The sequence below is a fragment of the Pedobacter sp. T50_32 genome, assembly GCF_057652195.1.
Genome location: NZ_JBYFBY010000005.1, coordinates 81,562 through 107,538 on the forward strand (window position 1 = coordinate 81,562; position 25,977 = coordinate 107,538).

Consider the following 25,977-nt stretch of genomic DNA (forward strand, 5'->3'; position numbering starts at 1 on the left):
CAAGTCCGCACTCGCTGCCTGCGGCATAGCTCCTTTGCGGGCTTTCCACTACTGTCGGGGCTATTAACTTCTGCAAGGCAACGTAGCCAAAAACCACAACCTTTGTAAAATAAACCTTGGCGAAGTGGTTTCCCGATTTAAGTGCTTTGTTTACGAGTTTGCACAAGTTTCATCGGGATTAACGAAGCAAAGGACTACAGTTTCCAAGAACCAACAAGTGGCTTTTCTAAAATTAATCTACTGATAGCAAAACGACAGTTAAGCCTCTAAACCCTCTTAATAAACAGCTATCTTCTTTGCGTAGGTTTTATCCCCTGCCTTAATGTTAAGAATATAAGTCCCCTTAGCTAGCTTAGAAACATCCAATTTTTCAATAATAATACCCGACTGCGATCCTTTATTTTGTTCGTAAACCTTTTGTCCTATTACATTAACAATACTTACGATTACTGTTTTTGCTTCTAACAATTCAAAAGCTACAGTCAAATCATCCGATGCCGGGATAGGGAATACTTTCAACTTAATTTCATTATCGTTTTGGTTGCTAGGTAAGAAAGAAAGTTCGTTAGATATAGATGTACACCCGCCGTTGATATTAGCCCATACTTGGTATTTTCCTGCTGCTACAGGATTAAATTGTTGCCCGGTAGCTCCATCTATCTTTTCGCCATTTAAATACCATTGGTTGCCATTAGCTATATTCGAAACCAACTGATCTCCATTTCTAGTAATTTGGACATTTGATACAGGAACTTTCACCCTTTCACTGGCTAAGCATCCAAGAGCTTTTACTTTAATGTCGTAAAAATAATAGTAAAATGATTGCGGCTGTGAGGCATCGTTACTAATAATGTTAAATATATCGAGTTCAGAGCTTAGCGGATAAATAGAACGAGGAATTGTATTGTTTCTAAAAATTGTCGCCTCATCTTCGTAATCGGTGTGAATGGTGTAGCTTCCTGCCGTAGGGAACTTCAAGTTTAACGTATACACTGCACCTTGATCAGTTAAATCATCTGAAGCTACACCTGCAGCTGGCGTACTTCTGGTGGCTGTTACTTTTACAGTACTGCTAGAAACCTCGATACCGAAGCTATTTTTAACGTAAAACCTAATAGTGCCAGAATTTCCAATATACAAACGGGCACTTTCTAAGATGGCTGGTGCAAATGTGCGTACGCTAACTCCACCGCTAGTTTGTAAATAAGTACCCGAACCTAATCTAGTTTCGTACTTGTTTTTCGGTCCTAGGTTGCCGATATATTCGTTTAAACCTGCATAATAGCCTTCAGTACCTGGTTCAACGGCAGTGCTGATATTATTGCCGTAAGCAAAAGGAGTAGTTGCCGCGGCATCTTTATACCAGTATACAATTCCATCACCGTTGGCAGCCAATTGATATTGCTTGGTGTTATCGCAGTAAAAAGCTGTTTGAGCAGCTAGTGTTGCAGGTAAGCTAATTTGTTCAGTTCTTATAATCTCGTCATTAGCTGGTATTACATCTGTGCTTAATGTTGTCTTTGCCGAAATTTCGTAGGTTTTGCCAGCTAAAGCGTTATAAAATCCAGGAACAATAAATTCTCGTTCTTGTGATGGTTTAATCTCGCCAGCGAAGGTGCTATTCAGTGTGGCGATGATATTGGTGCCATCTTTTACCGTAACTGTTACTGGAATATTTGAGATGTTCTGCGTACCAAAATTGCGGATAACTACACTTACACTTTGCTGTGGGTTGGCACAATTGGAAAGTGGCTCATTAATTTTTGTAATGCCCACATCAGCCGTAGAGTTAATGAATTTCACTCTGTAATCAATGGTTTCGCCTTTGGCATAATTGCCGCAAGCAGTTACGCTAGCCGCATTGCTAGCTTCAGCTAATACAATTCTAAGTATAGAGAAGTTATTGATTTTAATATTTGAAGGAACCGTAATATTTGCCGTAAATAAACCAGTGCCATTAATGATATTGCTAGTTGCAACTAATTCACCGGTGTCGTCAAAGTCGCCATCGCCATTCCAATCTACAAAAACCTTTGCAACTTTATCAAAATTGGTACCGCAAGTACCTAATGACATACTTAGTGGGTAAGTTCTAGCTTTCTCCAGTTCTATTGTTTGCGTGGTGAAATCGTTATATGATGTACATCCAGCCGCAGCTGTATAACTGATGTTTGACAGGTTAAAGCTGTTGATTTTAGCATCATTAGATGTATTTGGTGCAGAAGCGCAATAAGGTTGGCCACCAACTCCGGTCACAATTACAGAATAAGCTTGAGATCCTCTTTGTAATGTTCCTTTATGCGAAATGGTAAAAGTATAAGTTTTGCCCGGTACAGCATCAGCAATGTAAATTTGTTCCACATTATCTCTAAAGTTATCACCTTTAGTGGCTGCTGCAGATGGGTTTGCAGGATTTAAAATCCAAGGAAAGTAGGTGACGCTGCCATTGCTTGCCCTCATATCTAAATCGTTAACCAATCTTAATGTGGGATTATTCAAAGCATTGGCTACAGGTATCACATCAATTTCTGGGTCTGTCCAGCTTATTGTTGCGATTAACGGGCCATCGCCAGAAGCAACAACATTAAAGGTTTCAGTTGCGCCTTGTGTTAAAGCTTTTTCGCTGATTATGCTCTTGCCTCCGTTGTTCAAAATGGCCAAAGCTGCATTTTCTGTGTTCATTAATCCCCAACCGAAAATATAATCTGGGCCTGGATACTCGCCTGCTTCGCTTGCTGTGCCAATTGCCAATCCTTTTAAAGTAGAGGCACGCATGAAGCTGCTTGTTTTTTGGTTGTAAAGTTCTTGAAGCAAGGCTAAGGAACCTGTTACACTTGGTGCAGCCATAGAAGTTCCAGAGTAAGTTGTATAAGCTTCTGGATTGGTACTTGTTGTTGATGTAACGCTCACCCCATCGGCAGCGATGTCTGGTTTAATCCTTCCGTCGTCGGTTGGCCCCCAAGCACTAAATGAAGAAATGGTGATGTCGCTTGGTGTAACAGTGCCATAAGGAAGCGGATTTACGGCAGCTACTGTCATGATGTTTTTTGCCACTGCGTAAGTTCCTAAAATGTCGTAGCCATCATTGCTGTAAATTCCAGCAGGTCTCGGACCGGCATTTACTAAGCTTCCGGCAGCGTTAAAACGGAAATACGTTTGACCAACGGCTGGCCCGTTGCTGCTGCGGTAATTTCCACCAGATTTAACTACAAGATAGTATGGTGCATTGTAGCTAATCCTGTCCCATTCCTTTGCATCGCTATCGTAGTAACCAAACTTATAATCTTCGTTAGCACCAGCTTGTCCTCTAAACTCCCATCTGTTAGGAATAGCATTGGTGTTCTCAAACCACCCGGCTATCGATCCGTAAGAGTGATTAGAAAGCAAAAGAGAGGCGGCATAATTTGACATTTCCGAATTATCATTATTAAAATCGAACGATAATAATTTGGGAAGTCCGAAAGCCATTCCTTTTGCATTTGGATATTTGCCTGCTGCCATAATGGTACCGGCAACGTGCGTAGCATGGGCTGATAAAGATGTAACACCGTCTTTAATTTCAACTCTGTTGTTTTGAAATTCTACGTGTCCAGTCAATACAGCTCCTCCATCCCAAATGGCTACTTTATCTGTAGGTAAGGTACTGCCACTTAAGTTTAAGCCTAGTGAGCCGCCGGTATATAGTTTATTGGTATTGATGGTGGCAGCAGAAATAGCATTGTTTTCTGTAATCTTGTACAGAGGCATACCGAAATCATCGATGCCATGAAGTGTAAAAACTTTTCCTTCTTTGGTTACTCCGAAAGTCTCCCAACCTTTTTCTATCGCTAAAGAAAATGCCCTAGATCGTTTTACGTTTTCTATTCTGTTGAGTTCAATGGCATTTTCTTTTAGAAAAACTACATTGGTTTTATTTTGTTTATCAGCTTGGGCAAATAAATTTGATGATATTGTAAAACTTATAAGAACAATAGCTGAAAGCTTGAATATGTATTTTAGACTTTGCATTTAATAAATCTAAATAAATGATTAAATTGAGGACAATTTTACGGATAATTAGATGACTTACATTAAAAAGATATTAATTTTATGTGCAGCCCCTCTATTTATGGCATGTACAGTACAAAACAATGACGATAAAGGTGTCAAACAAGGTGTTTACGGAACGGTAACTTGGGTTTCGGGTAATATGATGCCGTCTCCAGACGAGCCTCGGGCAACAGAAGGTAGGCCAGTTGAGCGCCAAATTAATATTTATAAGGTAGTAACTTCTAATGAAGTTAAAGGAAGTGCTCCTCTTTTTAAGTCAATAGAAGGGAAATTGATAAAGTCCGTAAAATCGGATTCAAAGGGTTTTTATAAATGTGAATTGGAGCCAGGCGAATATTCCGTATTCGTAGTGGAGAAAAACGGGGAATTTTTTGCCAATATTTCAAACGGTCGTGGACAAATTAACCCGATAACGGTACAATTGAATAATGGCGTAAAATTTGATATACAAATTAACTACCAAGCGGCATATTAATCTGTTGATTTATAGTAGGTAAGCCACGCTTTTTTTGAATAAAAAATTCTTTTTTATTCAAAAAACCTCTATTATTGTAGTGATTTTCGTAAGATGCTTAGATTCTTGCGGTTAAGGTACAATTGGATGGCTGGATACATTACTAGAAAAACATTTTACAAGGCGCTCGCACTAGCCTTCTTTTTAATTACGTGTAACATATTTGCTTTTGCACAAATAGACCCTGGTCTACCTCCCTGTGAAGATGGTTCTTTGCCTACACCTGATGGTGATTGCGTAGATAATCCAGTTCCCATTGACGGTGGGGCTAGTGTGCTTATTGCTGCGGGCGTAGCTTACGGATTAAAAAAGGCGTACGATAAACGCAAGCAAAATAAAGAGGCAGATGTAGCTTAATTAGCTACCCTGCTTTCTCTAAAATTCCTTCTCTTTTTAAGATATATTCGAATATTCCTTCAATTGGTTTTTGAAGCGTTTTGCCTATTTTAAGATTGTTCTCTGCAAATACAGCACGAAGCTCGTCTTGATAATAATAGCTGATAGAACCTACAAAGTTGCATTCTAAAGATTTGTAGTTCTTATAATCTTTAACATTTGTATCTATGAATTCTTGAAAGCCATCTTTTAATACTTTTTGTATAAAAGGATGCTGCTTGTGGTGTATCATAAATCTACTGAAAGTAGCTAAGTATGAATTTGGAAAAGGCTTTTGGTAGATGTTTTCTACAACAATATCTTTCGTAATTTTAAATTCCTCATTAAAAGCATCTCTTAAATCTACTGGCATTGTTTTGTGCAGATAAGAGATGAGCATTTTTTTGCCAAAGTAAGTTCCAGAACCTTCATCTCCTAAAATATAGCCTAAGCCGTGGTTGCCACTGTACACCGTTTGGCCATCGTAGTAGGCAATGTTAGAACCTGTTCCCAAAATACACGCTAAACCTTTCTTATCACCACAGGTGGCATAGGCAGAGCCCATTAAGTCGTGATCTACACTGATAAATGCATTTTTGAAAAATGATGAAAGTCCGTTGGATACGATTTCATGCTTATCAGGATTTAAGCACCCAGCACCAAAAAAGTAAACCTCTTTCACTTGATCGGCAATTGCCGCCATCTCTTTATGCTTAGAAAGTATCCTAAATACGTCTTGGGCATTAGCGAAATATGGATTAATACCTTGTGTATTAAAAGAGTATGTTTTTTCAGGGCTATATGCCATCCAATCTGTTTTGGACGAGCCGCTATCTGCAACTAAAATCATTCTCCTAAGATAATAATTTTTTTTAAAAAGTATTTAGTTCAGCACTGTGAGTGATGATTTTGATTTAAATCATTATTTAGAAGTGTAGCTAAGCTATTGTATGTTTAAGGTGCCACTAATTTGTTTCAAATAAATTTCGGCTAGTTTACCTTGATATTTTATTTCCAGATATCTGTTATTGGCATCAATAAAGTTTCGCTGTGCTTCCCTCAATTCTAAAGGTGTGATGTTGCCCAACCTATATTTCTCTAGGGTGATATCTAAATTCTGGGTAGCAATCTCGATATTTCCTCTTTCCAGTTTTGCCAGTTCTAAAAAAGTAGAATAGTCTTGATAAGAACTTGTAAGTTGTGCATTTAGGTTTTGCTTAGTTTGGTTCAGTTGCAGTTCGGCTGTGTTGATATTGATTTTTGCATTTCGCTCATTTTGGCGTTGTAGAAATCCATTAAAAATGTTTACCGTTGCTGTTAAGCCGTAGCTAAAACCACGAGCTCTAAATTGCGTGTTAAACCCAGTAGGAGATTGACTTCTATTAAAATCATAGCCACTGTTTACGCTTAATTGAGGATAGCGGTTGCCCTGCACTTGCTTTAAACTTAATTCAGCAATTTTCTTGTTAAGAATAGCACTTTGTAGCGCTGGATTTAATTGATCCAGCTGTGCCGCTAGACTGGTATAATTCAAGTTCTCTTCAATATCGAATGCATTGTCTACTGTGAATTTAATATTTACATCGCGGGCTAAAAGTTCGTTTAACGTAACCATGTAATTGTCTAGTAGGTTTTTTTGTTGCAAATAACTCGAAGTGTCAGTGTTATAATCAACTTTAGCAGCAAGTACATCTAGCTTAGAACCACGACCAATTTTCAGCTTGCTATCCGCTATGCGCAAACGAAACGCAGAAATATCAATGGTGCTATCTGCTGCAATAACCAATTGTTGCTGTTTGGCAACATTGTAATAAGCAGCAAGTACATCGGTAATGGTAGTTAAGATTTGCTGTGTAGCATTTTTTTCTCCCTGCTGCTCCAATGCCTTTAAACGATCGTAATTCGCGAACATGCTAAAGCCATCAAAAACCGTCCAATCTAAACCAACACCATAACCCATATTGCTATTCCTAGCGCCATTTATCCTTCGTTCAGTTCCACTGGCTTGCGTTTGTAAAGTATTCTGCCTGCTACCACCAGTAGAAAAATCTCCTGTAACTATAGGCAGCATACCAGCATTGCCTAAATTTGCATTGTTTTTGGCAATCTGAGTTTCGTTTTTAATGAGTTTGATATCGTAATTGTTCTGCAAAGCGGTACGGATAGCTTCTTGCAAAGTCAGTCTTTCTTGTGCGTAAACCAAGTTGCTCGATAAAAAGATCGATAGCACTACAAGCATCCAAAATTTATACTGTTTCATCTTCTGCTATTGGTTTTTAGGTGTTTCTTCATCGGCTGTTGCCGCTGCTAAAGATTGCTTTAAGTCTTTGTTCTCTTTGTGTTCCTTAGACCAAAGTGAGTAAATGGCGGGGATTACAAATAAGGTTAATATCAATGAAAACATTGTTCCTCCTACAATTACTGTTCCCATACTCATTCTGCTTTTTGCGGCAGCTCCCAATGCCATGGCAATAGGTAACGCACCGATAGCTATAGCCAAACTGGTCATCAAAATTGGACGTAACCTCGAAACTGCAGCCTCTCTAATGGCTTCTTGCACAGATTTACCTTGTTCTTTGAGTTGGTTGGCAAATTCTACAATCAAGATACCGTTTTTGGTTACCAAACCAATTAGCATGATGGTTCCAATCTGACTGAAAATATTCCAGCTCTGTCCGCAAAGCCATAACGATAGAAATGCACCTGCAACAGCCATTGGCACAGTTAAAATAATAATTACAGGATCTTTAAAGCTTTCGAACTGCGCTGCTAAAATCAGATAAACTAGTAACAAAGCTAATCCGAAAGCAAACATCGTATTTGATGAACTTTCCTTGAAATCTCGCGACTCGCCGCTTAGGTCAGTTGTAAAGCTTTCATCCAGTACTTTTGCTGCAATTCTATCCATGGCTTCTATACCATCGCCAATGCTTTTGCCGGGTGCCAAACCTGCCGAAACTGTAGCAGAAATAAACCTGTTGTTGCGATACAATTGCGGTGGACTGCTTTCTTCTTTGGCAGTAACCACATTGTCTAACTGAATAAGCTGACCCTTGTCATTCCTTACATAAACTGAACTTAAATCTAAAGGATCTTTCCTGTTGGCAACATCGAACTGACCAATTACTTGGTACTGTTTACCATTCATGAAGAAATAAGAAAATCGCTGACCGCTTAAGCCCAGCTGTAGTGTTTGTGCAATATCAACAATAGATACGCCCAAGCTTTTCGCTTTTTCTCTATCAATAGTGAGGTTGATTTCTGGTTTATTGAATTTCAAGTTTACATCGGAAGTAGTGAAAGTTGGATCTTGCGAAACAGCTTCCATAAATACCGGAACTTTGTCTCTTAGCTTCTCAAAATTCTGTGCCTGTATAATGTAGCTGATGGGCAAACCGCCTCTACGACCTACAGAAATAGTAGGTTGCTGCGTTACGGTAACTTTCCCTTCGGTATAATTTCTAGTAATCTTTGTCAGGTTATCGGCAATTTCTTTCTGCGTTCTCTCACGATCTCCCGGATCAACTAAACCCATTCTTACAAAGCCAGAGTTGGTAGCACCTGCACCGCCAAAACCTGGAGAGGTAATGGTAATATTCACGTTCTTCTCAGGAACCGAGTCTAGTACCATTTGGTTGATCTTCATCACAAAACGATCTGTAAATGCAAAAGAAGATCCCTCTGGCGTACTCACATTCATGTTAATGGCACTTCTGTCATCGTAAGGCGCAGTTTCTTTTGGCAATACTTTCCAGAAAAGGAAAATCAGCCCTGCGCAAACTAAAATGATAGGCGCAGATAGCCAGCGACGATTTAAGAATTTCTCCAGGTTGCTTTTATAGGCTTCATTTAGTTTTACGAAGTAAGGTTCGGTAATTCGATAAAATTTAGATGGTTTATGACCGCCTTTTTTCATCAAATAAGCATTCAACATGGGAGTTAAAGTCAATGATACGAATGCGGAAATTAATACCGCCGCACCAATGGTGACCCCGAACTCCCGAAACAGCCGTCCGACAAATCCTTGTAGGAAAATTACAGGTAAGAATACTGCCGCTAGGGTAATTGAAATGGAAATTACTGCGAAGAAAATTTCGTTAGAACCTTTAATGGCAGCTTCGATAGGAGAGTAACCCTCTTCAACTTTTTTAAAGATATTTTCGGTGACTACAATACCATCATCCACAACTAAACCCGTAGCTAAAACGATAGCCAATAGTGTAAGTACATTGATGGAAAAGCCAAAAATGTACATGATAAAAAAAGTAGCAATTAACGATACCGGAATATCAATTAAAGGCCTAAATGCAATTCCCCAATCTCTGAAGAACAGGTAAATTACCAAGATTACAAGCACTAAGGCAATCAAGATGGTTTCTGCTACTTCCGTTACCGAACTTTTGATAAACCTAGTGGTGTCCAAAGAAACTTTAAGCTTGATATCTTCAGGCATATCTGCCTGTAGTTTATCAAATCTGGCATAAAACTCTTTACTGATATCTAAATAGTTAGCTCCAGGTTGCGGGATTACGCCCACAGCCACCATCGGTTTGCCAGATTCACGAAGTACAGTTTCTTCATTTTCTGAACCAATTTCGGCAACGGCAACGTCTTGTAAGCGCACCACGCTAGTGCTATCGTTCTTAATAATTAAGTTATTAAACTGCTCTGCATTAGTCAGTTTGCCTAAGGTTTTAACCGTTAGTTCTGTTGCTGCACCAGTTAATTTACCAGAGGGAAGCTCTACGTTTTCTCTATCGAGAGCAGTCACGATATCTTGTGAAGTTAAACCGTAAGAAGCCAATCGTGTAGGGTCTATACGGATACGCATAGCATATTTACGTTGCCCCTGAATTTGCATACTACTCACACCCGGAATGGTCTGTATCCTGTCGGCAATTACGTTTTCGGCAAAGTCACTGAGGTCGGTTACACCGCGTTTGTCACTTTGGATGGTCATGGAAATAATCGCGTCCGAGTTTGCATCAGCTTTGCTTACAATAGGTAAACCATCTATGTCTTTTGGTAGGTTTCTTGCAGCTTGCGACACCTTATCACGTACGTCGTTTGCGGCAACGTCAATATCCTTGCCTAGGTTAAATTCTACGGTGATATTGCTCGTTCCTTGATTGCTCGATGAACTGATATTTCTAATTCCGTCAATAGAATTGATTGCTTTTTCTAAAGGTTCGGTAATTTGAGATTCGATGATGTCCGAGTTGGCACCCGGGTAAGAAGTCCTCACAGAGATTACCGAAGGATCAATGGACGGATATTCCCTTACGCCCAAAAAGTTATAGCCAATTACCCCGAAAAGGATAATTACCAAGTTCATTACAATGGCAAGAACCGGTCTTTTAATACTGGTGGTCGATATACTCATACCTTAGTTCTTGGCAATTTTAACTTTAACATCTGCCTCTGGTTTAAGTGCCATTGCACCAGTAGTTAGCACCGTATCGCCAACATTTAAGCCAGAAAGCACTAAAATTTTATCAGCAGTTCTGGTGCCTGTTTCTATCGGTACTTGTTGCGCTTTTCCATTTTTAGATACGTAAACCACCTTTCCTTTCAATACTGGTATTACCGCTTCTGTTGGAATTAATATCGCATCCTTAATAGACGTTAAGGCCAATTTCACTTTAGCAAAAGAACCTGGCAACAGTTCATTGTTGGCGTTTGGAGCTAGCGCCTTAATTTGTAAGGTTCTGGTTTGTTCATTTATACCGGGTTCAATAGCGAATACCTTGCCCGTATAGGTTTTATTTCTGCCATCGATATTAAAAGAAATATTACTGTTGGTATTTAACTGCGAAACATATTTTTCTGGAATAGAAAAGCTTATTTTAACAGGGTTGGTACTTAAAAGATTTGCAATAACTGTGTTCGGTGTTAAATACTCACCAACCGAAATATTGCGTAAACCAACTTTGCCACTAAAAGGAGCAATAATAGTTGTTTTTGCCAATTGCGCTCTAATTAACTGTACTTGAGATCGTAAGGCTTGCAGTTCGGCTTGCGAAGTATCATATTCTTCCTGGCTGATAGCGCCTTTCTCCAAGAGCTGTTTCGCCCTGTTTTCGTTGCTGGCAGAAAGATTTTGCCTCGTTAGTGCTTCACGCAGTTGTGCTTGTATATCTCGGTCGTTTATTTTTACCAAAGTAGCGCCTTTACTTACATTACCGCCTTCCTTAAAATAAATACCAGTAACCAAACCAGCTACTTCACTTCTTAAGGTTACGGCTTCATTCGCTTCTATACTTCCTGTAATTTCTAAGTTGTTGCTAAACTCTGAAGTTTTTACTTCTATACCATCTACATTTAACGCCGGACCGCCTTTTCCTTTTGTACCTTTGCCACCGCCTCCAGCTGCACCACCACCTTCGATTTTTTTATTTTCGGTTATTCTATAGTAAACAAGATAGGCAAGTCCTAATGCCAAGATCAGATAAAATATATATCTTTTTTTCATCGAAGTTAAATAGCTGTGAATTTGGTTTGTTGTTAAATATGATTTCAAAAAACAATGAAATCAATACAAACAAAAATATCTATTTGTTTCGCCATTATAAAGATGTACTAACTATGTTACAGCTGTGTTAACATAAACATTGAGGAAAGTAGTTTTAAATTTTATTTTTGTGCGAAAGCTTATGGATCTACCACAAAGACACAAAGTGTTCTGGTGGTCTAAAACAAAACAATATAAATGAAAAAACTATTAGGGATAGCATTATTGCTAACATTAACAATGGCAGCTAAATCGCAAGTTAAAATTGGCTTCGAGATTTCTTTTAAAGAACCGCAAGCGCATTATGCAGAAGTAGAAATGAACATGTCGGGCATTGCGGCGAAGGACTATGTAGATTTAAAGATGCCAGTTTGGACACCAGGTTCTTACTTGGTTCGTGAGTTTGCCAAAAATGTAGAAAACTTTACAGCTACAGTGAATGGGAAGCCTGCTAAAGTGCAAAAAGTTACCAAAAACACTTGGAGAGTATTTAATGCTAAAGCGGCTGCCGTTAAGGTGAATTATAGAGTTTATGCCTACGAAATTTCTGTTCGTACTGCATTTATAGACGAGTCGCATGCTTTTCTTTCTTCTGCAAGTATTTTTATGTACCCAGAGGGGATGATTAAAAACCCAAGTACCGTTAAGATTGTACCTTTTGGCAAATGGGATAAAGTAAACACAGGTTTAGAACCAGTTGCCGGACAGGAGTTTACCTACTACGCTTCTGATTTCGATGTGCTTTTCGATAGCCCAATTGAAGTGGGTAACCAAGAAGTTTTCGAATTTAATGCCGCAGGTGTAAAACACATTGTTGCGATGTACGGTGGCGGTAATTACGATAAAGAACGTTTGAAAGTGGATATGGCTAAAATTGTAGAGGAAGGAACTAAGATTTTTGGTGACAACCCGAACAAGCACTACACTTTTATCGTACATAACTACGCTAATGGTGGCGGTGGTTTAGAGCACTTAAATTCGACCGTATTGGGAGCAACAAGAAATGCCTACGGAACCGAGAGAGGTTACAAAGGTTTTCTTGCTTTAGTGGCACACGAATACTTCCACTTGTGGAACGTGAAAAGATTGCGTCCAGTGGCATTAGGCCCATTCGATTATGATAACGAAAATTATACCACCAATTTATGGACTGCAGAAGGCTTTACGTCGTACTACGAAAATAAGCTATTGATTAGAGCTGGACACACCAACGAAGCAACTTTCTTAAATGATATCATCGGAGGTTTGGGTACGGTAATTAACACCCCAGGATCAAAAGTGCAGTCGGCTTCTTCTTCAAGTTTCGATGCTTGGATTATCGGTTACCGTCCAAATGAAAACTCAAAAAATAGTGCTATTTCTTATTACAGCAAGGGTGAAATTGTTGGTTTGCTAATGGATTTGGAAATCGCAAATGCTACCAAAGGTGCCAAAAGCTTAGATGATGTGATGAAAGCGATGTACGAAGAAGGTAAAGTAAAAAAACGTGGTTATACCGATGCTGAGTTTAAAGCGATGGTAGAGAAAATTAGCGGAATGAACTTTACTAATTTCTGGGCTAAATACGTGGATGGTACAGACGATATCGAATTCACTAAATATTTCGGCTATGCAGGTATTGACGCCGTTGGTGAGGTTGCATCGCCAAATAAACCATATACAGGTGCTTCGTTGAAAGTAGACAGAACGGTTTCAATCAGCGGTGTTTCTAGAAACTCACCAGCTTGGGTACAAGGTTTAAATGTTAACGATGATATTTTAGCAATAGACGGTTCTAGCATAGCTGATGAAATGCGCAGCGTAAGATTGCCCAACCCAGGTTTAACTTTAGAAGTTTTACCTAGCATTGCCAAAAAACAAGTTGGCGATGTAGTAGAGATTACCGTGAAGAGAGATGGTTTGGAGAAGAAGATCTCATTAACCTTGAAAGAAAGCTCTAACATTCGTATTAAGGCAAGCTATAATGAGAATGCAACGCCACAACAGTTGGCAGTTAGAAAAAGATGGATGGCTGGAAAATAATTTTAGCCACATTATAAAGCAAAAAAAAGTCCCGACGCACCTCGGGACTTTTTTTTTAATTTTACTTATTTAAAGATATATCTAAATCCAATTTGGAATCTAGCTGCATTAAAGTCGTTTCCGCCATCATAAAATCCCCAAGCTGGTCTCCAATCTAAACCTAAACCTAGAGGAGCACCGCTAATTTTATAATCTAAACCAACATTAGGTCTAATCAAAAAGGTAGAACCGCCCTTGTAAAGTGCAACACCAGGACCAACACCAACATTCCATTTTAAACCTCTAGCACCTTGTATAGCGCCATGATGTAAGTAAAGTGCTTGTAATACCGTAGTGCTATTGCCAAATAAAATATCACCTTCTATAGCACCATTTGGGTTAAAGAAGTGTTTAATGTGAGGGCCTACCCAAGTAGCGCCATCTCCAAAATCAATCGCTAAACCAGCGGCAGTTTTGTAATCTTGTGCATTTGCTTTCGATAAATTCATTGTGAAAAGAGCTGCACCTGCGAGAATTGTAAATAGTAATTTTTTCATCTGAATAAAAATTGATGTTATAGTTAAAATGTTTAGGCAAGCATAACAACTTTTGTGCCTTTTGTATATTTAAAACAACAATGGAGTAGCTTTTTTGTTTCAAAAGGAGATACGCAAGTCAAAAATTAATTATGCTTGCATAGTATAAACTTCATTTAAAAATCTTAAATTAGGATGTTTAACAGCCGGAAATGGTTGTTTTTCAATGTTTAGCCAATATAAACCCAATCGTATGTCAGCTACAGTAACTAGAGTTTTCGATCTTCTTAAACACAATTTGGAGAAATTTTCAAAAGATGAATTTATTAGCGGAAAAATAAATGGGGAGTGGGTCAAATATAGTACACAACAATTTTGTGAACAGACCGACTATTTAAGCAAAGGTTTAACCACCTTGGGGATTGGCAAAGGCTCTAGAGTGGCTATTATGTCTACCAACAGACCCGAATGGAACATTGGCGACTATGCCATTATGCAGCTTGGCGCCTATCAAATTCCATTGTACCCAACTTTAGCAGAACACGATATTAAATTCATTATTGAAGATGCAGAAATTAATGTGGTTTTTGTAAGCGACGATCAACTATATGAAAAAGTAAAAAAGGTAATCGCCGAAATTAATCACGACGTAAAAGTATATACCTTCAATAAAGTATCAGGAGCTAACCATTGGCAAGAACTAGTAGAAATTGGCAAAAATACAGATGTTGATTTGGAAACGTACAGAAGTCAAGTTACTCCAGATGATATCCTTACATTAATATATACATCGGGCACTACGGGTACACCCAAAGGGGTAATGCTTACCCACGATAATTTGGTGCAGAACTTTAAAAAATCTGCGGTGCTATTGCCTAAAGGCGTAGCCCATGGGCTAAGTTTTCTGCCGTTGTCCCATATTTTCGAAAGGATGATTTCCTACCTGTATGCCTATCTGAATATCTCTATTTACTACGCAGAAAGTATGGATACCATTGTCGCCGATATTCAATCTGTAAAACCAACTGTATTTTCAACGGTCCCTAGGCTGTTAGAAAAAGTCTATGATAAGATAGTGGAGAAAGGAAAGGCACTGACGGGCATTAAGAAAATGATTTTCTTCTGGTCGTTGGCGTTGGCAGAGAAGTACGATACCGACAAAGGTTGGTGGTACACTTTTAAATTAGGTATCGCCAGAAAATTGGTGTTTACCAAGTGGCAAGAAGCTTTAGGCGGAAATATCGAAGTGATTATTTCTGGTGGAGCAGCTTTAAACCCACGTTTGGCGAGAGTGTTTTGGGCTGCCGGGTTGCCTGTTTTTGAGGGTTACGGTTTAACAGAAACTTCGCCAGTAATATCGGTAAATTACTTCGATGCCATTAAATTTGGTTCGGTAGGTAAACCAATAGAAGGGGTAGAGGTAAAAATTGCAGAAGACGGAGAGATTTTGGTGAAGGGTCACAACGTAATGAAAGGCTATTACAACCGACCAGATTTGACCAGCGAAACGGTAGATGGCGATGGTTGGTTCCACACAGGAGATATTGGTGAACTTACGGATGGCTACCTGAAAATCACCGATAGGAAAAAAGAGATGTTTAAAACTGCTGGAGGTAAATATGTAGCTCCGCAGATGATTGAAAATAAGATTAAGGAAGCACCGCTCATTGAACAGATCATGGTGGTTGGCGAAAATAGAAAATTCCCTTCCGCTTTAGTAGTGCCAAACTTCGAAACGCTGAAAGGTTGGTGCCGTGTTAAAGGAATTAATTACGAAAGCAACGAAACTATTGTAGAAAATAAGGAAGTACAGCAGAAGTTTCGTAGAGTAATTGATGAAGCAAATAAAGAGTTTGGTAAATGGGAGCAAATAAAGCAGTTTGCGCTATTGCCTAAAGAGTGGAGTATAGATGGAGGGGAATTAACCCCTAAATTGAGCTTAAAACGCAAGGTGATTTTAGAGAAGAATAAAGAAGTAATAGAAAAAATATATAAAGATGCAGAAAACTATCAGCCAGAAACTAAGTAGCAAGTTTAAGGTAAAAACATTATTTGCGGCAGCGCTAATTTTAAATTTTGGTTACGCAAATGCCCAGGTAGAAAAGGAAAAAGATGTAAAAGCTTTTGAGTTTTTAGCTAAAGCAAATAAAGGATTTGATAGAAAAGCACAAGAATTTAAAAACGGTGCAGTGGTTTCTGCGCATCCAGAAGCTACAGCTGTTGGTGTAGAAATACTGAAAAAAGGTGGTAACGCAGTTGATGCAACCGTTGCCGTTAAGTTTGCACTGGCGGTGGTTTATCCAAATGCCGGAAATATTGGCGGCGGTGGTTTTTTAATCTATCGCTCGGCCAAAGGCGAAACCGCTTCTATGGATTTCCGTGAGAAAGCACCGGCTTTAGCGCACAAGGATATGTACTTGGATGGTAACGGTGATCCAATTTCTGAGAAAAGTAAAGAGGGGCATTTAGCAGCTGGCGTACCAGGAACTGTTTCTGGAATGGTAGAGCTGCACAAAAAGTATGGAAAGTTAAAATGGGCGGAGTTAGTGGAGCCTGCTTATCAGTTGGCATTGAAAGGCTTTAAACTTACCAAACAACAGGTGAATGAACTTAACCGTTTAAAAAGCAAGTTCGAGCAGTTTAATCCGCTGGGTACGGCTTTACTTAAAGCAGAAGGTAAATGGGAAGAAGGCGATTTGTTGGTGCAAACCGAGTTGGCAAATACCATGCGTTTAATCCGCGATAAAGGCCGAGCAGGTTTTTACGAAGGCGAAGTAGCCAATTATATTGCCGAAGAAATGAAAAGAGGTGGCGGTTTAATCTCAAAAGAAGATTTGAAAAATTATCATGCCGCGTGGCGAAAACCAATTGTGGGCAACTACAAAGGATACAAAGTAATTACCATGCCACCTACTTCTAGCGGTGGTATTGCACTGGTTCAAATGTTACAATCTGTATCCACGTTCCCGCTTCCTAAGTGGGGCTTTAACGCAGACTCTACCATACAGGTAATGGTTGAGGCAGAAAGAAGAGTATACGCAGACAGAGCGAAACACCTTGGCGATCCAGATTTTTGGAAAGTGCCACAAAAAGAATTGCTAGAGCCTGCTTATAACAACAGCCGCATGGCAAACCTAAATTGGGACAAAGCTACACCAAGTACCGAGATACAAGCAGGTGAGTTCGCCAAAAAGGAAAGTGAAGAAACTACCCACTTTTCTATCGTAGATAAGGCAGGTAATGCAGTTTCCTTAACTACTACTATTAATACTTCGTATGGTAATTATGTAGTGGTAAAAGGTGCGGGTTTCTTATTAAATAACGAAATGGATGATTTCTCTGTGAAGCCGGGAGTAGCTAATTACTTTGGTTTAATAGGTTACGAGGCCAATGCCATTGCACCAAACAAGCGTATGCTGAGTTCAATGACGCCTACTATCTTAGAGAAAGATGGCAAGCTTTCAATGGTTGTTGGTACGCCAGGTGGTTCTACCATTATGACATCGGTTTTCCAGACCATATTAAACGTAGTAGATTTTGGGATGGATATGCAAGAGGCAGTTAATGCGAAGAAATTCCATCACCAATGGTTGCCAGATAGAGTAGATATCGAACCAGATGCGCTAAAACCAGAGGTTCAGCAAAAACTTGAAGCAAAAGGCTATACTTTTTACAGACGTAACAGTATTGGCAGGGTAGATGCCATTTTGGTAACTAAAAAAGGAACTTATCAAACAGGCGCAGATCCGCGAGGAGATGATACCGCTGGAGGTTGGTAGTATTTATTGTGTAATAAAATGGGAGCGAGGTTAACGGATGTTGATCTCGCTTTTTTATTTTTTTTGAAAAGCAGGTTCCAGAAACTAATTAGCGTAAGTCCCGCTTTCACTTCTAGTCCTCACTTCGCTGCGCTCATTCCGGGCTATCCGTTCAATCGGGTTTAGAAAACCTAAACAATTGCAAATAGCTCCCGCTCTTAATAGCCTAAATTTTAGCTAAAGCCGCTTTTGAATTATTCTCTATTCCGTTGGCTAAAGCGGCAATGAATTTCTGGATATAGCTTCTAAAAAGATTAGCAGTTTAAGCCGCTGGTTTGTTTGCTGCCCAAAAATTTGTGAATAATTTCAGCCAGCTAGAGAGTTTTCATTCCTGTTTTTTTACTGTCAGCTGCAATTTGTTATTTCATTGCCGTCGGTTTTAACCGACGGTTTTTTGAAGATTTATTCTTGGCTTTAGCCACATTTTTGCATTTTACCACAAGCTTTGTTAAATAAACCCGACTGGCAGCGATATCCTTTTTGTAGCAAATTGATTAGTGAAGTGCAATAACAAGCAAAATTCACGAACTTTCAAATGGGCCTCAACAGAACACAAAAAGATTTAGCAGAAGGCGGGGCTGTTATTGCCATGAAATAAACACTTCGTTTTCCGAAAAATATAAAAAAAAATTACAGCGTGCCACAAAATAAATGTTGCTTTTTGTGCGTTTATAACCTCATTTTAATGTGGACTGTATAGCATAGCACACACTTTTTTTGTTTTAATTATTTTTGATTATTTCTTAATCGCTTGTATTTCAGTTAAATATTTTTTATGTGAGTACAAATCCGCTGGCATTGGTATACCTATTGACTATTTGAGAACAAAATAACAGAAGCTTATAAAGTCAATATTATGAAACTAAATTTCTTAAAATTTTTTCCGGTTGCATTAACTGGATTAATTATCGGCAGCAACGTTCAAGCTCAGGAGAGCGCTAGCAGCGTTGGCACAAAACCATCTCTTAGAACTTGGTCTATTGGAGTAAATGCAGGTGCCTTAACCGGTGTCTCGCCTCTTGGTGGCCAAAACGACTTCTCAAACTGGAAATCTAGCTTAGGCTATGGTCTCTATATCAAAAAACAAATTACTCCTGGTTTCGCATTGCGTTTAGACGGAGTTAAAGGTAAAGTTAAAGGCGATAATTCTGAGCCATTTAACGATGGTACAGTTAACACAAGTCCAATTGCGTCTTATGAAACTGACCTTCGCTACTCTGCTAGCTTAAGTGCACAAGCCAACTTGGTAAACTGGAGCATGTTTAACCAACACAACAACGCACAGTTATATGCTTTAGCAGGTGGTGGTTTGGTTAACTATGAACCTACAACAGTTGCTACTGGTTCAAGTACCGCAGTTACTGGTAAAGCAGTTAATAAATTTGTAGTTCCTGTAGGTGTTGGTGCTAAATTCCGTTTATCAGAAGGTATCAACTTCGATTTGGGTTGGACTATAAATTTTGTTGATGGTGACGAATTTGATGGTTACTCGGCAAGAAGTAGCAATGACAAATACAACTACGCTTACGCAGGCTTAGAGTTTGCATTGGGTAGCGGTAAGCAGTTAGCTTTCTATAGTCCAGTTGCAGCAACTTATGAAGAAGCTTTGTCAGCTAAAAATACTGCTAATATGCTTAAATCTGATTTAGATGCACAAAAAGCTGAGAATGCTAAGCTACGTACAGAAATGAGCGATCTATTAAAAGATAGCGACGGCGACGGTGTAGCAGATAAGTTAGATAAATGTCCTAATACACCTGCTGGTACTGTAGTAGATGGTTCAGGTTGTCCATTGAAAGTTCCTGCGCCACAAGTTACAGAAAGAGTAATTGTTACTGAGGCAGATCGTAAAGTAGTTAGAGATGCAATTTCGAACTTAGAATTCGACTTAGGTAAAGCAACTATCCGTTCTAAATCTTACGAAACCTTAAACAGAGTAGCCGCTTTATTGGTAGAGAAAAACTTTAGCTTAAAATTAGCTGGCCACACAGATATTACTGGTTCTAGAGAGTTAAACTTACGTTTATCTAAAGAAAGAGCAGAATCTGTAAAAGCTTACTTGGTATCTCAAGGTGCTAACGCTTCTAGAATTGAGGCTACAGGTTATGGTCCAGACCAACCAATTGCAACTAACAAAACTGCAGCTGGTCGTCAGCAAAACAGAAGGGTAGAGTTTACGCTTTACTAAGCACAGATAAAAATTCTTACTTATGAAACGAGAAGAGCCCCGAATTATCGGGGCTCTTTTTTTTATTTGATTACGAATTAAAGCTGTTTTCAAATATGAATTCCACTATTAGTTTATTTACACTCCGTTGGAACAAATTCAAATTTACCTCGCTCAAAATTGATAGGTTTATCTTTTACGAAATAAGATCTACCCAATGTAGTTTCTATAACGCCAACACCCATTTTTAGATTTCCATTTTGGTTAAGTAGCGCTAGAGGATTAGAAAACTCGTTGGCGCCATCACCAATTTTAAAGGTATAGTCTACAAAAAGCGTATCACCTTTAAACTCGCCACGTACAATACCCTTGTTTTGAGGTTTGCCAGCGTAGTTTATTAATAAGTCACCTTCTACTTTTGTGCTATCAGTAATTTTTAAATTTAATACTGCACTATCTCCTTCAAACGAAGAAGTGTAGCATTTTTTAACGGTATCTAAAGCAGCCGCTTCATCATCTGCATTAGATGATGAAGTATTTCCTCCTCCGCAACTGTAGGCAAGGGGCAGAGCCAAAAAAGCCCATGCTAAATGTTTAAGTTTCTTTTTCATGTTTAATGTTTTTGTAGTAAAACTGAGTTTAATTTAGAAATGTTTGTTTAATGTTGGGCTATTCAATTTGTCTGGCCTTTCTAATTCGATGAAGGATTAAGTGTTTTTCCATAAAAAAGCCCCGAAATATTCGAGGCTTTAGATTAGTTTTTTGGTTTGCCTTAAGTATCATTAATTCCCGGTCTGAATTACAAATGGTTACTCTAAAAACAAATCCTCATCGTCAGTTAGGCTTAATTGTATGCTGTCATTACCAGAAATACCTTCAATAGACCCGCGAATATGTGCTGCATTTAACAAAACTTTATCTAATTGTTTTTCTCTAGCTTTCCACATCTTTTCCATGGCATCTCTTTCACGTTGTATAGATAATTTCATACTCATAAAGCCTTCCCTAATAGCTTTCCATTGCTCAGAAAATTCGTTGCTGGTTAGGTAATCATAGAGCATGTGCATTTTATCGCCTTTGTTTTCTTGTGATTTTGCCGCGTTGAACAAGCGTAAAATACCATCACGCAAAACTGCGGCTAAAGCTTGAACCTCGTTGAAAGTACATATCCAAATTCCATCTTTTAAGCCAAAGCAACTCATGTCTTTCGGCATGTTTTGGGTAACTAATACTGCAATTTCTGCCCCCTGACTACGCATATCAGTTTTCAATTTCTCAATCCAATCGTTAGCAAAAGCAGTGGTGCGCTTACTTTCGTAAATAATGTGCCCGCATTCTTGTCCAAAATTGTTGCGAACTGTTTGGATACAGTCTGCACCGCGAACACCTTTCCCAACTTCCTGTACTAAATCGAAAGGGAACGAGCTACGTAACAATTCTTCCAAAGCAAGTTCTTGTATTTCGCCCTGTAATTGCATCGAACCTTGTTCGGCTTTGCGTTTCATTTCTTCCGCCAATTTCTTCTGATCTTCGAGCTGCTTTTCTTTTTCCGCCAACTTCAGCTTGAACTCGTGTTCGGCATTTTGCAATCGCTGGTTTTCGATTGCACGAATATCAACAGCCATTTTCTCACGCTCTTCTGCCATTTTCTTTTGTATGGTCAGTTCCATCTCCTCTTCCTTACGCTTCATTTCGTTAGCCAGCTGTAGATATTCTAATTCCTTCTGGCGGGCAGATTTCAGTTTCTCCTCGTTTTCTTTGTTGGCATCATCTAACACTTTCAGTTTATTCTCAAAATCTGCGCTGATAGACTTGCGTAGGTTTTCACTTACGGATGCCTGCAAAGTTTCTTTTTCTTTAGCTAATCTTTGTTCAAAAGCCAATTCTTGCTGCTTTTTTTGCACTTCAAAGTTTTCCTCTTGTTGCTTTTTTTGCAGCTCTAGTGTTAGCGTTTTCTTTTCAAATTCTTCCTGTTGTTTCTTCTTAAATGAAGCCATTTGCTCACGCAGTTCCTTTTTATATTCTTCGGCCATCACTTCTTCAATAGGAAAGGCATGGTTACAACTTGGGCATTTGATTTCTGTTGGCATACGATATTGATTTTAAAAAAGAGTATCAAAAATACGGAATGTTAGCCACAGATGCACAGATAATATTTTGGGAATGCCGATGAAAATGTGTCTATTCCAAATTAGAAGTGGTAAATACTTTAGGTTGAGCTTGGTGAGGATACCAACTCTAGAGAGTAAAGTTAGCTACAGATGCACATATATTACGAGGGAAAGCTGTAGCAAGTTAAATCAAATTATATTTAGAAGATGAATTTATTTATCTGTGCATCTGTGGCGATTTATGTAATTTTGTGCACCAACCAAAGCAAATGTTCAGCCGTATTTTAAATGCCTATAAAACCTCGTTCTCTGGCTTAAGTAGAGAGACTTGGATACTCAGTGTTGTAATTTTAATTAACCGTTGCGGTTTTATGGCCGTGCCTTTCATGGGGCTTTATGTTACGCAGGCTTTGCATAGGCCAGAGTCTGATGCGGGAATTATCATTTCGCTATTTGGAGCAGGTTCTATTGCCGGTGCAGCTGCGGGTGGTAAGTTTACCGATATGTTTGGCTACAGACCGGTACAAATATTAGCATCCTTAATTGGTGGTCTGTTCTTTTTGCTCTTTGCAATGGTAGAAGATTTTACATGGCTTTGTGTTTTAGCGGTGGTAATCAGCTTTTTTTCGGAAGCGTTTAGGCCAGCAAATTATGCAGCAATTGCATCTTACGCCACCGAAGGCACAGAAACAAGATCTTATTCGTTAAATCGTTTGGCAAATAACATTGGCTGGGCCTTTGGTATCAGTATGGGGGGGATTATCGCATCGTACAATTACAAACTTTTATTTATTGTTGATGGAAGTGTGAGTGTATTAGTTGCCGTTGTGATTTTTTTCTTGCTGCCCGCGAAAAAGCTAGTCCGTAAAACTGCAGTTGAGCAAAAGCAAATGAATGTTCGTAAGCCTTGGCGAGATAAGCCCTACATTAAGTTTTTAATTCTTTGCGCCATGTTTACAACTTGTTTTTTCTTGATGTTTAGGGTGGTGCCCGTGTTTTATAAAGAAGTTTGGCATCTGGACGAATCAATGATCGGGATCATTCTCGGGCTAAACGGAGTGGTTATTGCACTGATGGAAATGGTAATGATCAGTAAGATCGAAAATAAGAAGTCGCCCATATTTTATATCGTGATGGGTGTTATTATTGTTTGTTTTTCATTTGCTGTGTTAATGGTGCCAAAGTTTATGCCAGTGGTTTTGGCTGTAATTAGCATTTTGCTTTTTACTTTTGGGGAGATGTTCTCACTGCCATTCTTTAATACATTCGTAGTGAAACGTAGTAATGAATATAACAGAGGAATTTACGCTGCTGGCTACACCTTAAGCTGGTCAGTTGCGCAGGTAATAGGTCCAACAAGCGGTTTTTACATTGCCGAGAAGTTTGGCTACAATACGCTTTGGATTGGAGTAACGGTTTTGCTTCTACTGTGTGCGTATTTCTTTAGTAGGTTAAAACTTTCCGAAGATTGATAACCTTTAAAAAATGCAGAGAAGTTAGATTGTTCCCAAAACTTAATCAACTGAATTCCTCAATGTTTTATTTTTTTTTAAATTTTCTAAAACCTTTTGCAATCTTATATGTTTGTGATAGTAAACCTGTGAAATTTTGTTGAACCAAAGTATAACTATTTAAATTAAGCCGTAAATGAAAAAGCGCATTCACGTTTTAGAAGACGATAAAGACATCGCATTTATTATTGAATTTTTATTAAAAGATGAAGGTTATGAAATTCAGGTATCTTCAACTTTTAAAGAATTAAGAGAAAAGCTAACCGATTCTATTCCAGATTTGTTCATTTTGGACGTAATGTTGCCAGATGGTAATGGTTTAGAAATCTGTAGAGATTTGAAAGATGATCCTTTCACTAAGCATATTCCGGTAATTTTGATGTCAGCAAATGTGAATAATGAAAAATTGAGTGCTGCATCTAGCCCAGATGATTACATCAGTAAGCCTTTTGATTTGGATTACATCGAAAGTAGAATTAAGAAGCTAATTGGCGAAAGAAAAGTAGCTTAGTAAATTACTTATAGAAATTGGAAGCCCCGAATTATTTTCGGGGCTTTTTGTTTTGTATACTTCCGACAAGATAATATGCGAAAATCACCTTTTTTATCTCTAAGCTGTAAAGTTTACTTTGTATATATGATAAGCTTGTTACGTAAATTGTAATTCATAATAAAAGAAAGTAACTTGCCGTTTATTAACAACTTAATTATAATTATACAAATGAATAAAAATCAGATTAAAAGACTAGTTGCACTAGCATTATTAGCAACTGGTCCTTTGTTCGCATCTGCCCAATCGCAAAAGAAAAACTGGTACAATCTAGATCTTAAAGCAGATAGCGTTTTCGGTATCAGTACAGAGAAAGCATACAATGAACTATTAAAAGGTAAAAAATCTACCACTGTAATTGTTGGTATTTTAGATAGTGGTGTTGATGGCGTTCACGAAGATTTAAAATCTGTAATGTGGGTGAACAAAAAAGAAAAAGCTGGTAACGGTAAAGATGATGACAAAAATGGTTACATCGATGACGTAAACGGATGGAGCTTTTTAGGTGGTAAAGGTGGAAACATCAACCAAGAAACATTAGAGTTAACTCGTTTAATTCGTAGAGATGCTGCTCGTTTTGCTAATACTACAGAAGAAAATGTTTCTGCGAAAGATAGACCTGCTTTTGAAGCTTACTTAGCGATGAAAAAAGAGTTTGATAAAGGTTTACAAGGTGCTAAAGCTAATTTAGATGGTTATGCTAACTTGAAAAATAACATTGATGCTGTAGTTAAGAAAATCGGTAAAGAAAATCCAACCTTAGAAGACATTAAAAACTTTACGCCAGAAGGACAGACAGAGAGCGGTGTGAAGAACAGATTAATGGCTGCTTTGAAGAACAGCGATTTTAAATCTTTTTATGATGCAAGAATTAAAGGTGGTTATGATCATTTCTATGATCAAGTGAACTATAACTACAACCTAACTTTTAATCCACGTAATTTGGTTGGAGATAATGAAAACGATAGTAACGAGCGTATTTATGGTAGTCCAGATTCTAAAGGACCAGATCCTTCTCACGGTACTCACGTAGCTGGTATTGTTGGTGCTGATCGTAAAAATAGCTTAGGTATTCAAGGAGTTGCTGATAACGTTCTGTTAATGGCTGTACGTAATGTACCTAATGGCGATGAGCGTGATAAAGACGTTGCAAACGGTATCCGCTATGCGGTAGATAACGGCGCTAAAGTTTTAAACATGAGCTTCGGTAAAGCTTATTCATGGGATAAAAAAGTAGTTGACGATGCAGTGAAATACGCAATAAGCAAAGATGTTTTATTAGTACATGCAGCTGGTAACGACAATAAAGACTTAGACAAAGAAACTAACTTCCCTACTAACAAGTATGAAGATGGTACTTTGGCTGATGCTTGGTTAACTGTTGGAGCTTCAACTCCATATAATGATAACAGGCTAAAAGCTGGTTTCTCTAACTACGGAAAAACTACAGTTGATGTATTTGCACCTGGTTTCGCAATCTATTCGACTTACCCTGATCAAAAATATCAGGATAACAATGGTACAAGTATGGCTTCTCCGGTAGTTGCTGGTTTGGCTGCTTTGATCCGTTCTTACTATCCAAAGTTGAAAGCTACACAAGTGAAAGAAATTATCATGAAATCTGTAGAAAAAGCAGATGCTCTGAAAGAAATTTCGGTAACTGGTGGTGTGGTTAATGCTTATAACGCATTGAAGTTAGCTGCAACTTACTAGTTTAAAATATAAGCACCCCGCCGCCCTTCGGGCACCCCTTTAAAAGAGGGGAATTATAAAAGCCCAGATTGAAATTTCAATCTGGGCTTTTCTTTTCTCATCGTCATTGCGAGGAGGAAC

The 25,977-nt window shown here is 38.6% G+C and carries 17 protein-coding genes; 9 read left to right on the forward strand and 8 right to left on the reverse strand.

The window, feature by feature from the left end:
* Positions 1-276 precede the first annotated feature (276 nt).
* Positions 277-4,008 carry a S8/S53 family peptidase gene (locus tag AC23ME_RS15535; RefSeq protein WP_487728693.1) on the reverse strand — a complete coding sequence of 1,244 codons (3,732 nt, stop codon included), beginning with the start codon at positions 4,006-4,008 and terminating at the stop codon, positions 277-279.
* A 52-nt stretch (positions 4,009-4,060) separates the two neighbouring features.
* On the opposite strand from AC23ME_RS15535, the gene AC23ME_RS15540 reads away from it, so the two are divergent.
* Both AC23ME_RS15540 and AC23ME_RS15545 read left to right on the forward strand, forming a co-directional pair.
* Positions 4,061-4,525, forward strand: a complete 465-nt coding sequence (locus tag AC23ME_RS15540; protein ID WP_487728694.1) for a hypothetical protein — start codon at positions 4,061-4,063, stop codon at positions 4,523-4,525.
* 126 nt (positions 4,526-4,651) lie between these two features.
* A complete protein-coding gene (locus tag AC23ME_RS15545; protein WP_487728695.1) occupies positions 4,652-4,921 on the forward strand; it encodes a PID-CTERM protein-sorting domain-containing protein in 270 nt (89 codons plus the stop codon).
* 4 nt (positions 4,922-4,925) lie between these two features.
* On the opposite strand, the gene AC23ME_RS15550 is transcribed toward AC23ME_RS15545, so the two are convergent.
* The 4 genes from AC23ME_RS15550 to AC23ME_RS15565 form a co-directional block, all read right to left on the reverse strand.
* Complete coding sequence (locus AC23ME_RS15550; protein WP_487728696.1) at positions 4,926-5,789, reverse strand: N-acetylglucosamine kinase; 864 nt, start codon at positions 5,787-5,789, stop codon at positions 4,926-4,928.
* A 93-nt stretch (positions 5,790-5,882) separates the two neighbouring features.
* Complete coding sequence (locus AC23ME_RS15555; protein ID WP_487728697.1) at positions 5,883-7,199, reverse strand: TolC family protein; 1,317 nt, start codon at positions 7,197-7,199, stop codon at positions 5,883-5,885.
* A 6-nt stretch (positions 7,200-7,205) separates the two neighbouring features.
* The gene (locus AC23ME_RS15560; RefSeq protein WP_487728698.1) at positions 7,206-10,322 is read right to left on the reverse strand and encodes an efflux RND transporter permease subunit; all 3,117 of its coding nucleotides are present in this window, start codon (positions 10,320-10,322) and stop codon (positions 7,206-7,208) included.
* A 3-nt stretch (positions 10,323-10,325) separates the two neighbouring features.
* Entirely contained in the window at positions 10,326-11,411 is a 1,086-nt protein-coding gene (locus AC23ME_RS15565; RefSeq protein WP_487728699.1) for an efflux RND transporter periplasmic adaptor subunit, read from the reverse strand.
* A gap of 237 nt (positions 11,412-11,648) precedes the next feature.
* On the opposite strand from AC23ME_RS15565, the gene AC23ME_RS15570 reads away from it, so the two are divergent.
* Positions 11,649-13,472, forward strand: coding sequence for a M61 family metallopeptidase (locus AC23ME_RS15570; protein WP_487728700.1), 1,824 nt, complete (start codon positions 11,649-11,651; stop codon positions 13,470-13,472).
* A gap of 65 nt (positions 13,473-13,537) precedes the next feature.
* On the opposite strand, the gene AC23ME_RS15575 is transcribed toward AC23ME_RS15570, so the two are convergent.
* Positions 13,538-14,008 carry a hypothetical protein gene (locus AC23ME_RS15575; RefSeq protein WP_487728701.1) on the reverse strand — a complete coding sequence of 157 codons (471 nt, stop codon included), beginning with the start codon at positions 14,006-14,008 and terminating at the stop codon, positions 13,538-13,540.
* A gap of 232 nt (positions 14,009-14,240) precedes the next feature.
* Here AC23ME_RS15575 and AC23ME_RS15580 point away from each other — a divergent pair, with 232 nt between their 5' ends.
* The 3 genes from AC23ME_RS15580 to AC23ME_RS15590 all read left to right on the forward strand — a co-directional run bounded on the left by AC23ME_RS15580 (position 14,241) and on the right by AC23ME_RS15590 (position 19,993).
* Complete coding sequence (locus tag AC23ME_RS15580; protein ID WP_487728702.1) at positions 14,241-16,016, forward strand: AMP-dependent synthetase/ligase; 1,776 nt, start codon at positions 14,241-14,243, stop codon at positions 16,014-16,016.
* A complete protein-coding gene (gene ggt, locus AC23ME_RS15585; RefSeq protein ID WP_487728703.1) occupies positions 15,985-17,766 on the forward strand; it encodes a gamma-glutamyltransferase in 1,782 nt (593 codons plus the stop codon). The genes AC23ME_RS15580 and ggt overlap by 32 nt, the downstream gene beginning before the upstream one ends.
* Before the next feature lie 895 nt (positions 17,767-18,661).
* Complete coding sequence (locus AC23ME_RS15590) at positions 18,662-19,993, forward strand: OmpA family protein (RefSeq protein ID WP_487728704.1); 1,332 nt, start codon at positions 18,662-18,664, stop codon at positions 19,991-19,993.
* A gap of 113 nt (positions 19,994-20,106) precedes the next feature.
* Here the strand turns inward: AC23ME_RS15590 and AC23ME_RS15595 are convergent, their stop codons facing one another.
* Both AC23ME_RS15595 and AC23ME_RS15600 read right to left on the reverse strand, forming a co-directional pair.
* A complete protein-coding gene (locus tag AC23ME_RS15595) occupies positions 20,107-20,583 on the reverse strand; it encodes a hypothetical protein (protein WP_487728705.1) in 477 nt (158 codons plus the stop codon).
* Positions 20,584-20,781: 198 nt separating this feature from the next.
* A complete protein-coding gene (locus AC23ME_RS15600; protein ID WP_487728706.1) occupies positions 20,782-22,062 on the reverse strand; it encodes a DUF2130 domain-containing protein in 1,281 nt (426 codons plus the stop codon).
* 290 nt (positions 22,063-22,352) lie between these two features.
* Here AC23ME_RS15600 and AC23ME_RS15605 point away from each other — a divergent pair, with 290 nt between their 5' ends.
* From AC23ME_RS15605 to AC23ME_RS15615, 3 genes are all read left to right on the forward strand, one after another.
* Entirely contained in the window at positions 22,353-23,555 is a 1,203-nt protein-coding gene (locus AC23ME_RS15605) for an MFS transporter (RefSeq protein WP_487728707.1), read from the forward strand.
* Between the two features lie 175 nt (positions 23,556-23,730).
* The gene (locus tag AC23ME_RS15610) at positions 23,731-24,105 is read left to right on the forward strand and encodes a response regulator transcription factor (protein WP_487728708.1); all 375 of its coding nucleotides are present in this window, start codon (positions 23,731-23,733) and stop codon (positions 24,103-24,105) included.
* A gap of 210 nt (positions 24,106-24,315) precedes the next feature.
* Positions 24,316-25,857, forward strand: a complete 1,542-nt coding sequence (locus AC23ME_RS15615) for a S8 family peptidase (protein ID WP_487728709.1) — start codon at positions 24,316-24,318, stop codon at positions 25,855-25,857.
* Positions 25,858-25,977 lie beyond the last annotated feature (120 nt).

Bases quoted from the DNA above. Each gene is read 5' to 3' on its own strand.
- AC23ME_RS15535 (WP_487728693.1), bottom strand. From the start codon at position 4,008: ATGCAAAGTCTAAAATACATATTCAAGCTTTCAGCTATTGTTCTTATA.
- AC23ME_RS15540 (WP_487728694.1), top strand. From the start codon at position 4,061: ATGACTTACATTAAAAAGATATTAATTTTATGTGCAGCCCCTCTATTT.
- AC23ME_RS15545 (WP_487728695.1), top strand. From the start codon at position 4,652: ATGGCTGGATACATTACTAGAAAAACATTTTACAAGGCGCTCGCACTA.
- AC23ME_RS15550 (WP_487728696.1), bottom strand. From the start codon at position 5,789: ATGATTTTAGTTGCAGATAGCGGCTCGTCCAAAACAGATTGGATGGCA.
- AC23ME_RS15555 (WP_487728697.1), bottom strand. From the start codon at position 7,199: ATGAAACAGTATAAATTTTGGATGCTTGTAGTGCTATCGATCTTTTTA.
- AC23ME_RS15560 (WP_487728698.1), bottom strand. From the start codon at position 10,322: ATGAGTATATCGACCACCAGTATTAAAAGACCGGTTCTTGCCATTGTA.
- AC23ME_RS15565 (WP_487728699.1), bottom strand. From the start codon at position 11,411: ATGAAAAAAAGATATATATTTTATCTGATCTTGGCATTAGGACTTGCC.
- AC23ME_RS15570 (WP_487728700.1), top strand. From the start codon at position 11,649: ATGAAAAAACTATTAGGGATAGCATTATTGCTAACATTAACAATGGCA.
- AC23ME_RS15575 (WP_487728701.1), bottom strand. From the start codon at position 14,008: ATGAAAAAATTACTATTTACAATTCTCGCAGGTGCAGCTCTTTTCACA.
- AC23ME_RS15580 (WP_487728702.1), top strand. From the start codon at position 14,241: ATGTCAGCTACAGTAACTAGAGTTTTCGATCTTCTTAAACACAATTTG.
- ggt (WP_487728703.1), top strand. From the start codon at position 15,985: ATGCAGAAAACTATCAGCCAGAAACTAAGTAGCAAGTTTAAGGTAAAA.
- AC23ME_RS15590 (WP_487728704.1), top strand. From the start codon at position 18,662: ATGAAACTAAATTTCTTAAAATTTTTTCCGGTTGCATTAACTGGATTA.
- AC23ME_RS15595 (WP_487728705.1), bottom strand. From the start codon at position 20,583: ATGAAAAAGAAACTTAAACATTTAGCATGGGCTTTTTTGGCTCTGCCC.
- AC23ME_RS15600 (WP_487728706.1), bottom strand. From the start codon at position 22,062: ATGCCAACAGAAATCAAATGCCCAAGTTGTAACCATGCCTTTCCTATT.
- AC23ME_RS15605 (WP_487728707.1), top strand. From the start codon at position 22,353: ATGTTCAGCCGTATTTTAAATGCCTATAAAACCTCGTTCTCTGGCTTA.
- AC23ME_RS15610 (WP_487728708.1), top strand. From the start codon at position 23,731: ATGAAAAAGCGCATTCACGTTTTAGAAGACGATAAAGACATCGCATTT.
- AC23ME_RS15615 (WP_487728709.1), top strand. From the start codon at position 24,316: ATGAATAAAAATCAGATTAAAAGACTAGTTGCACTAGCATTATTAGCA.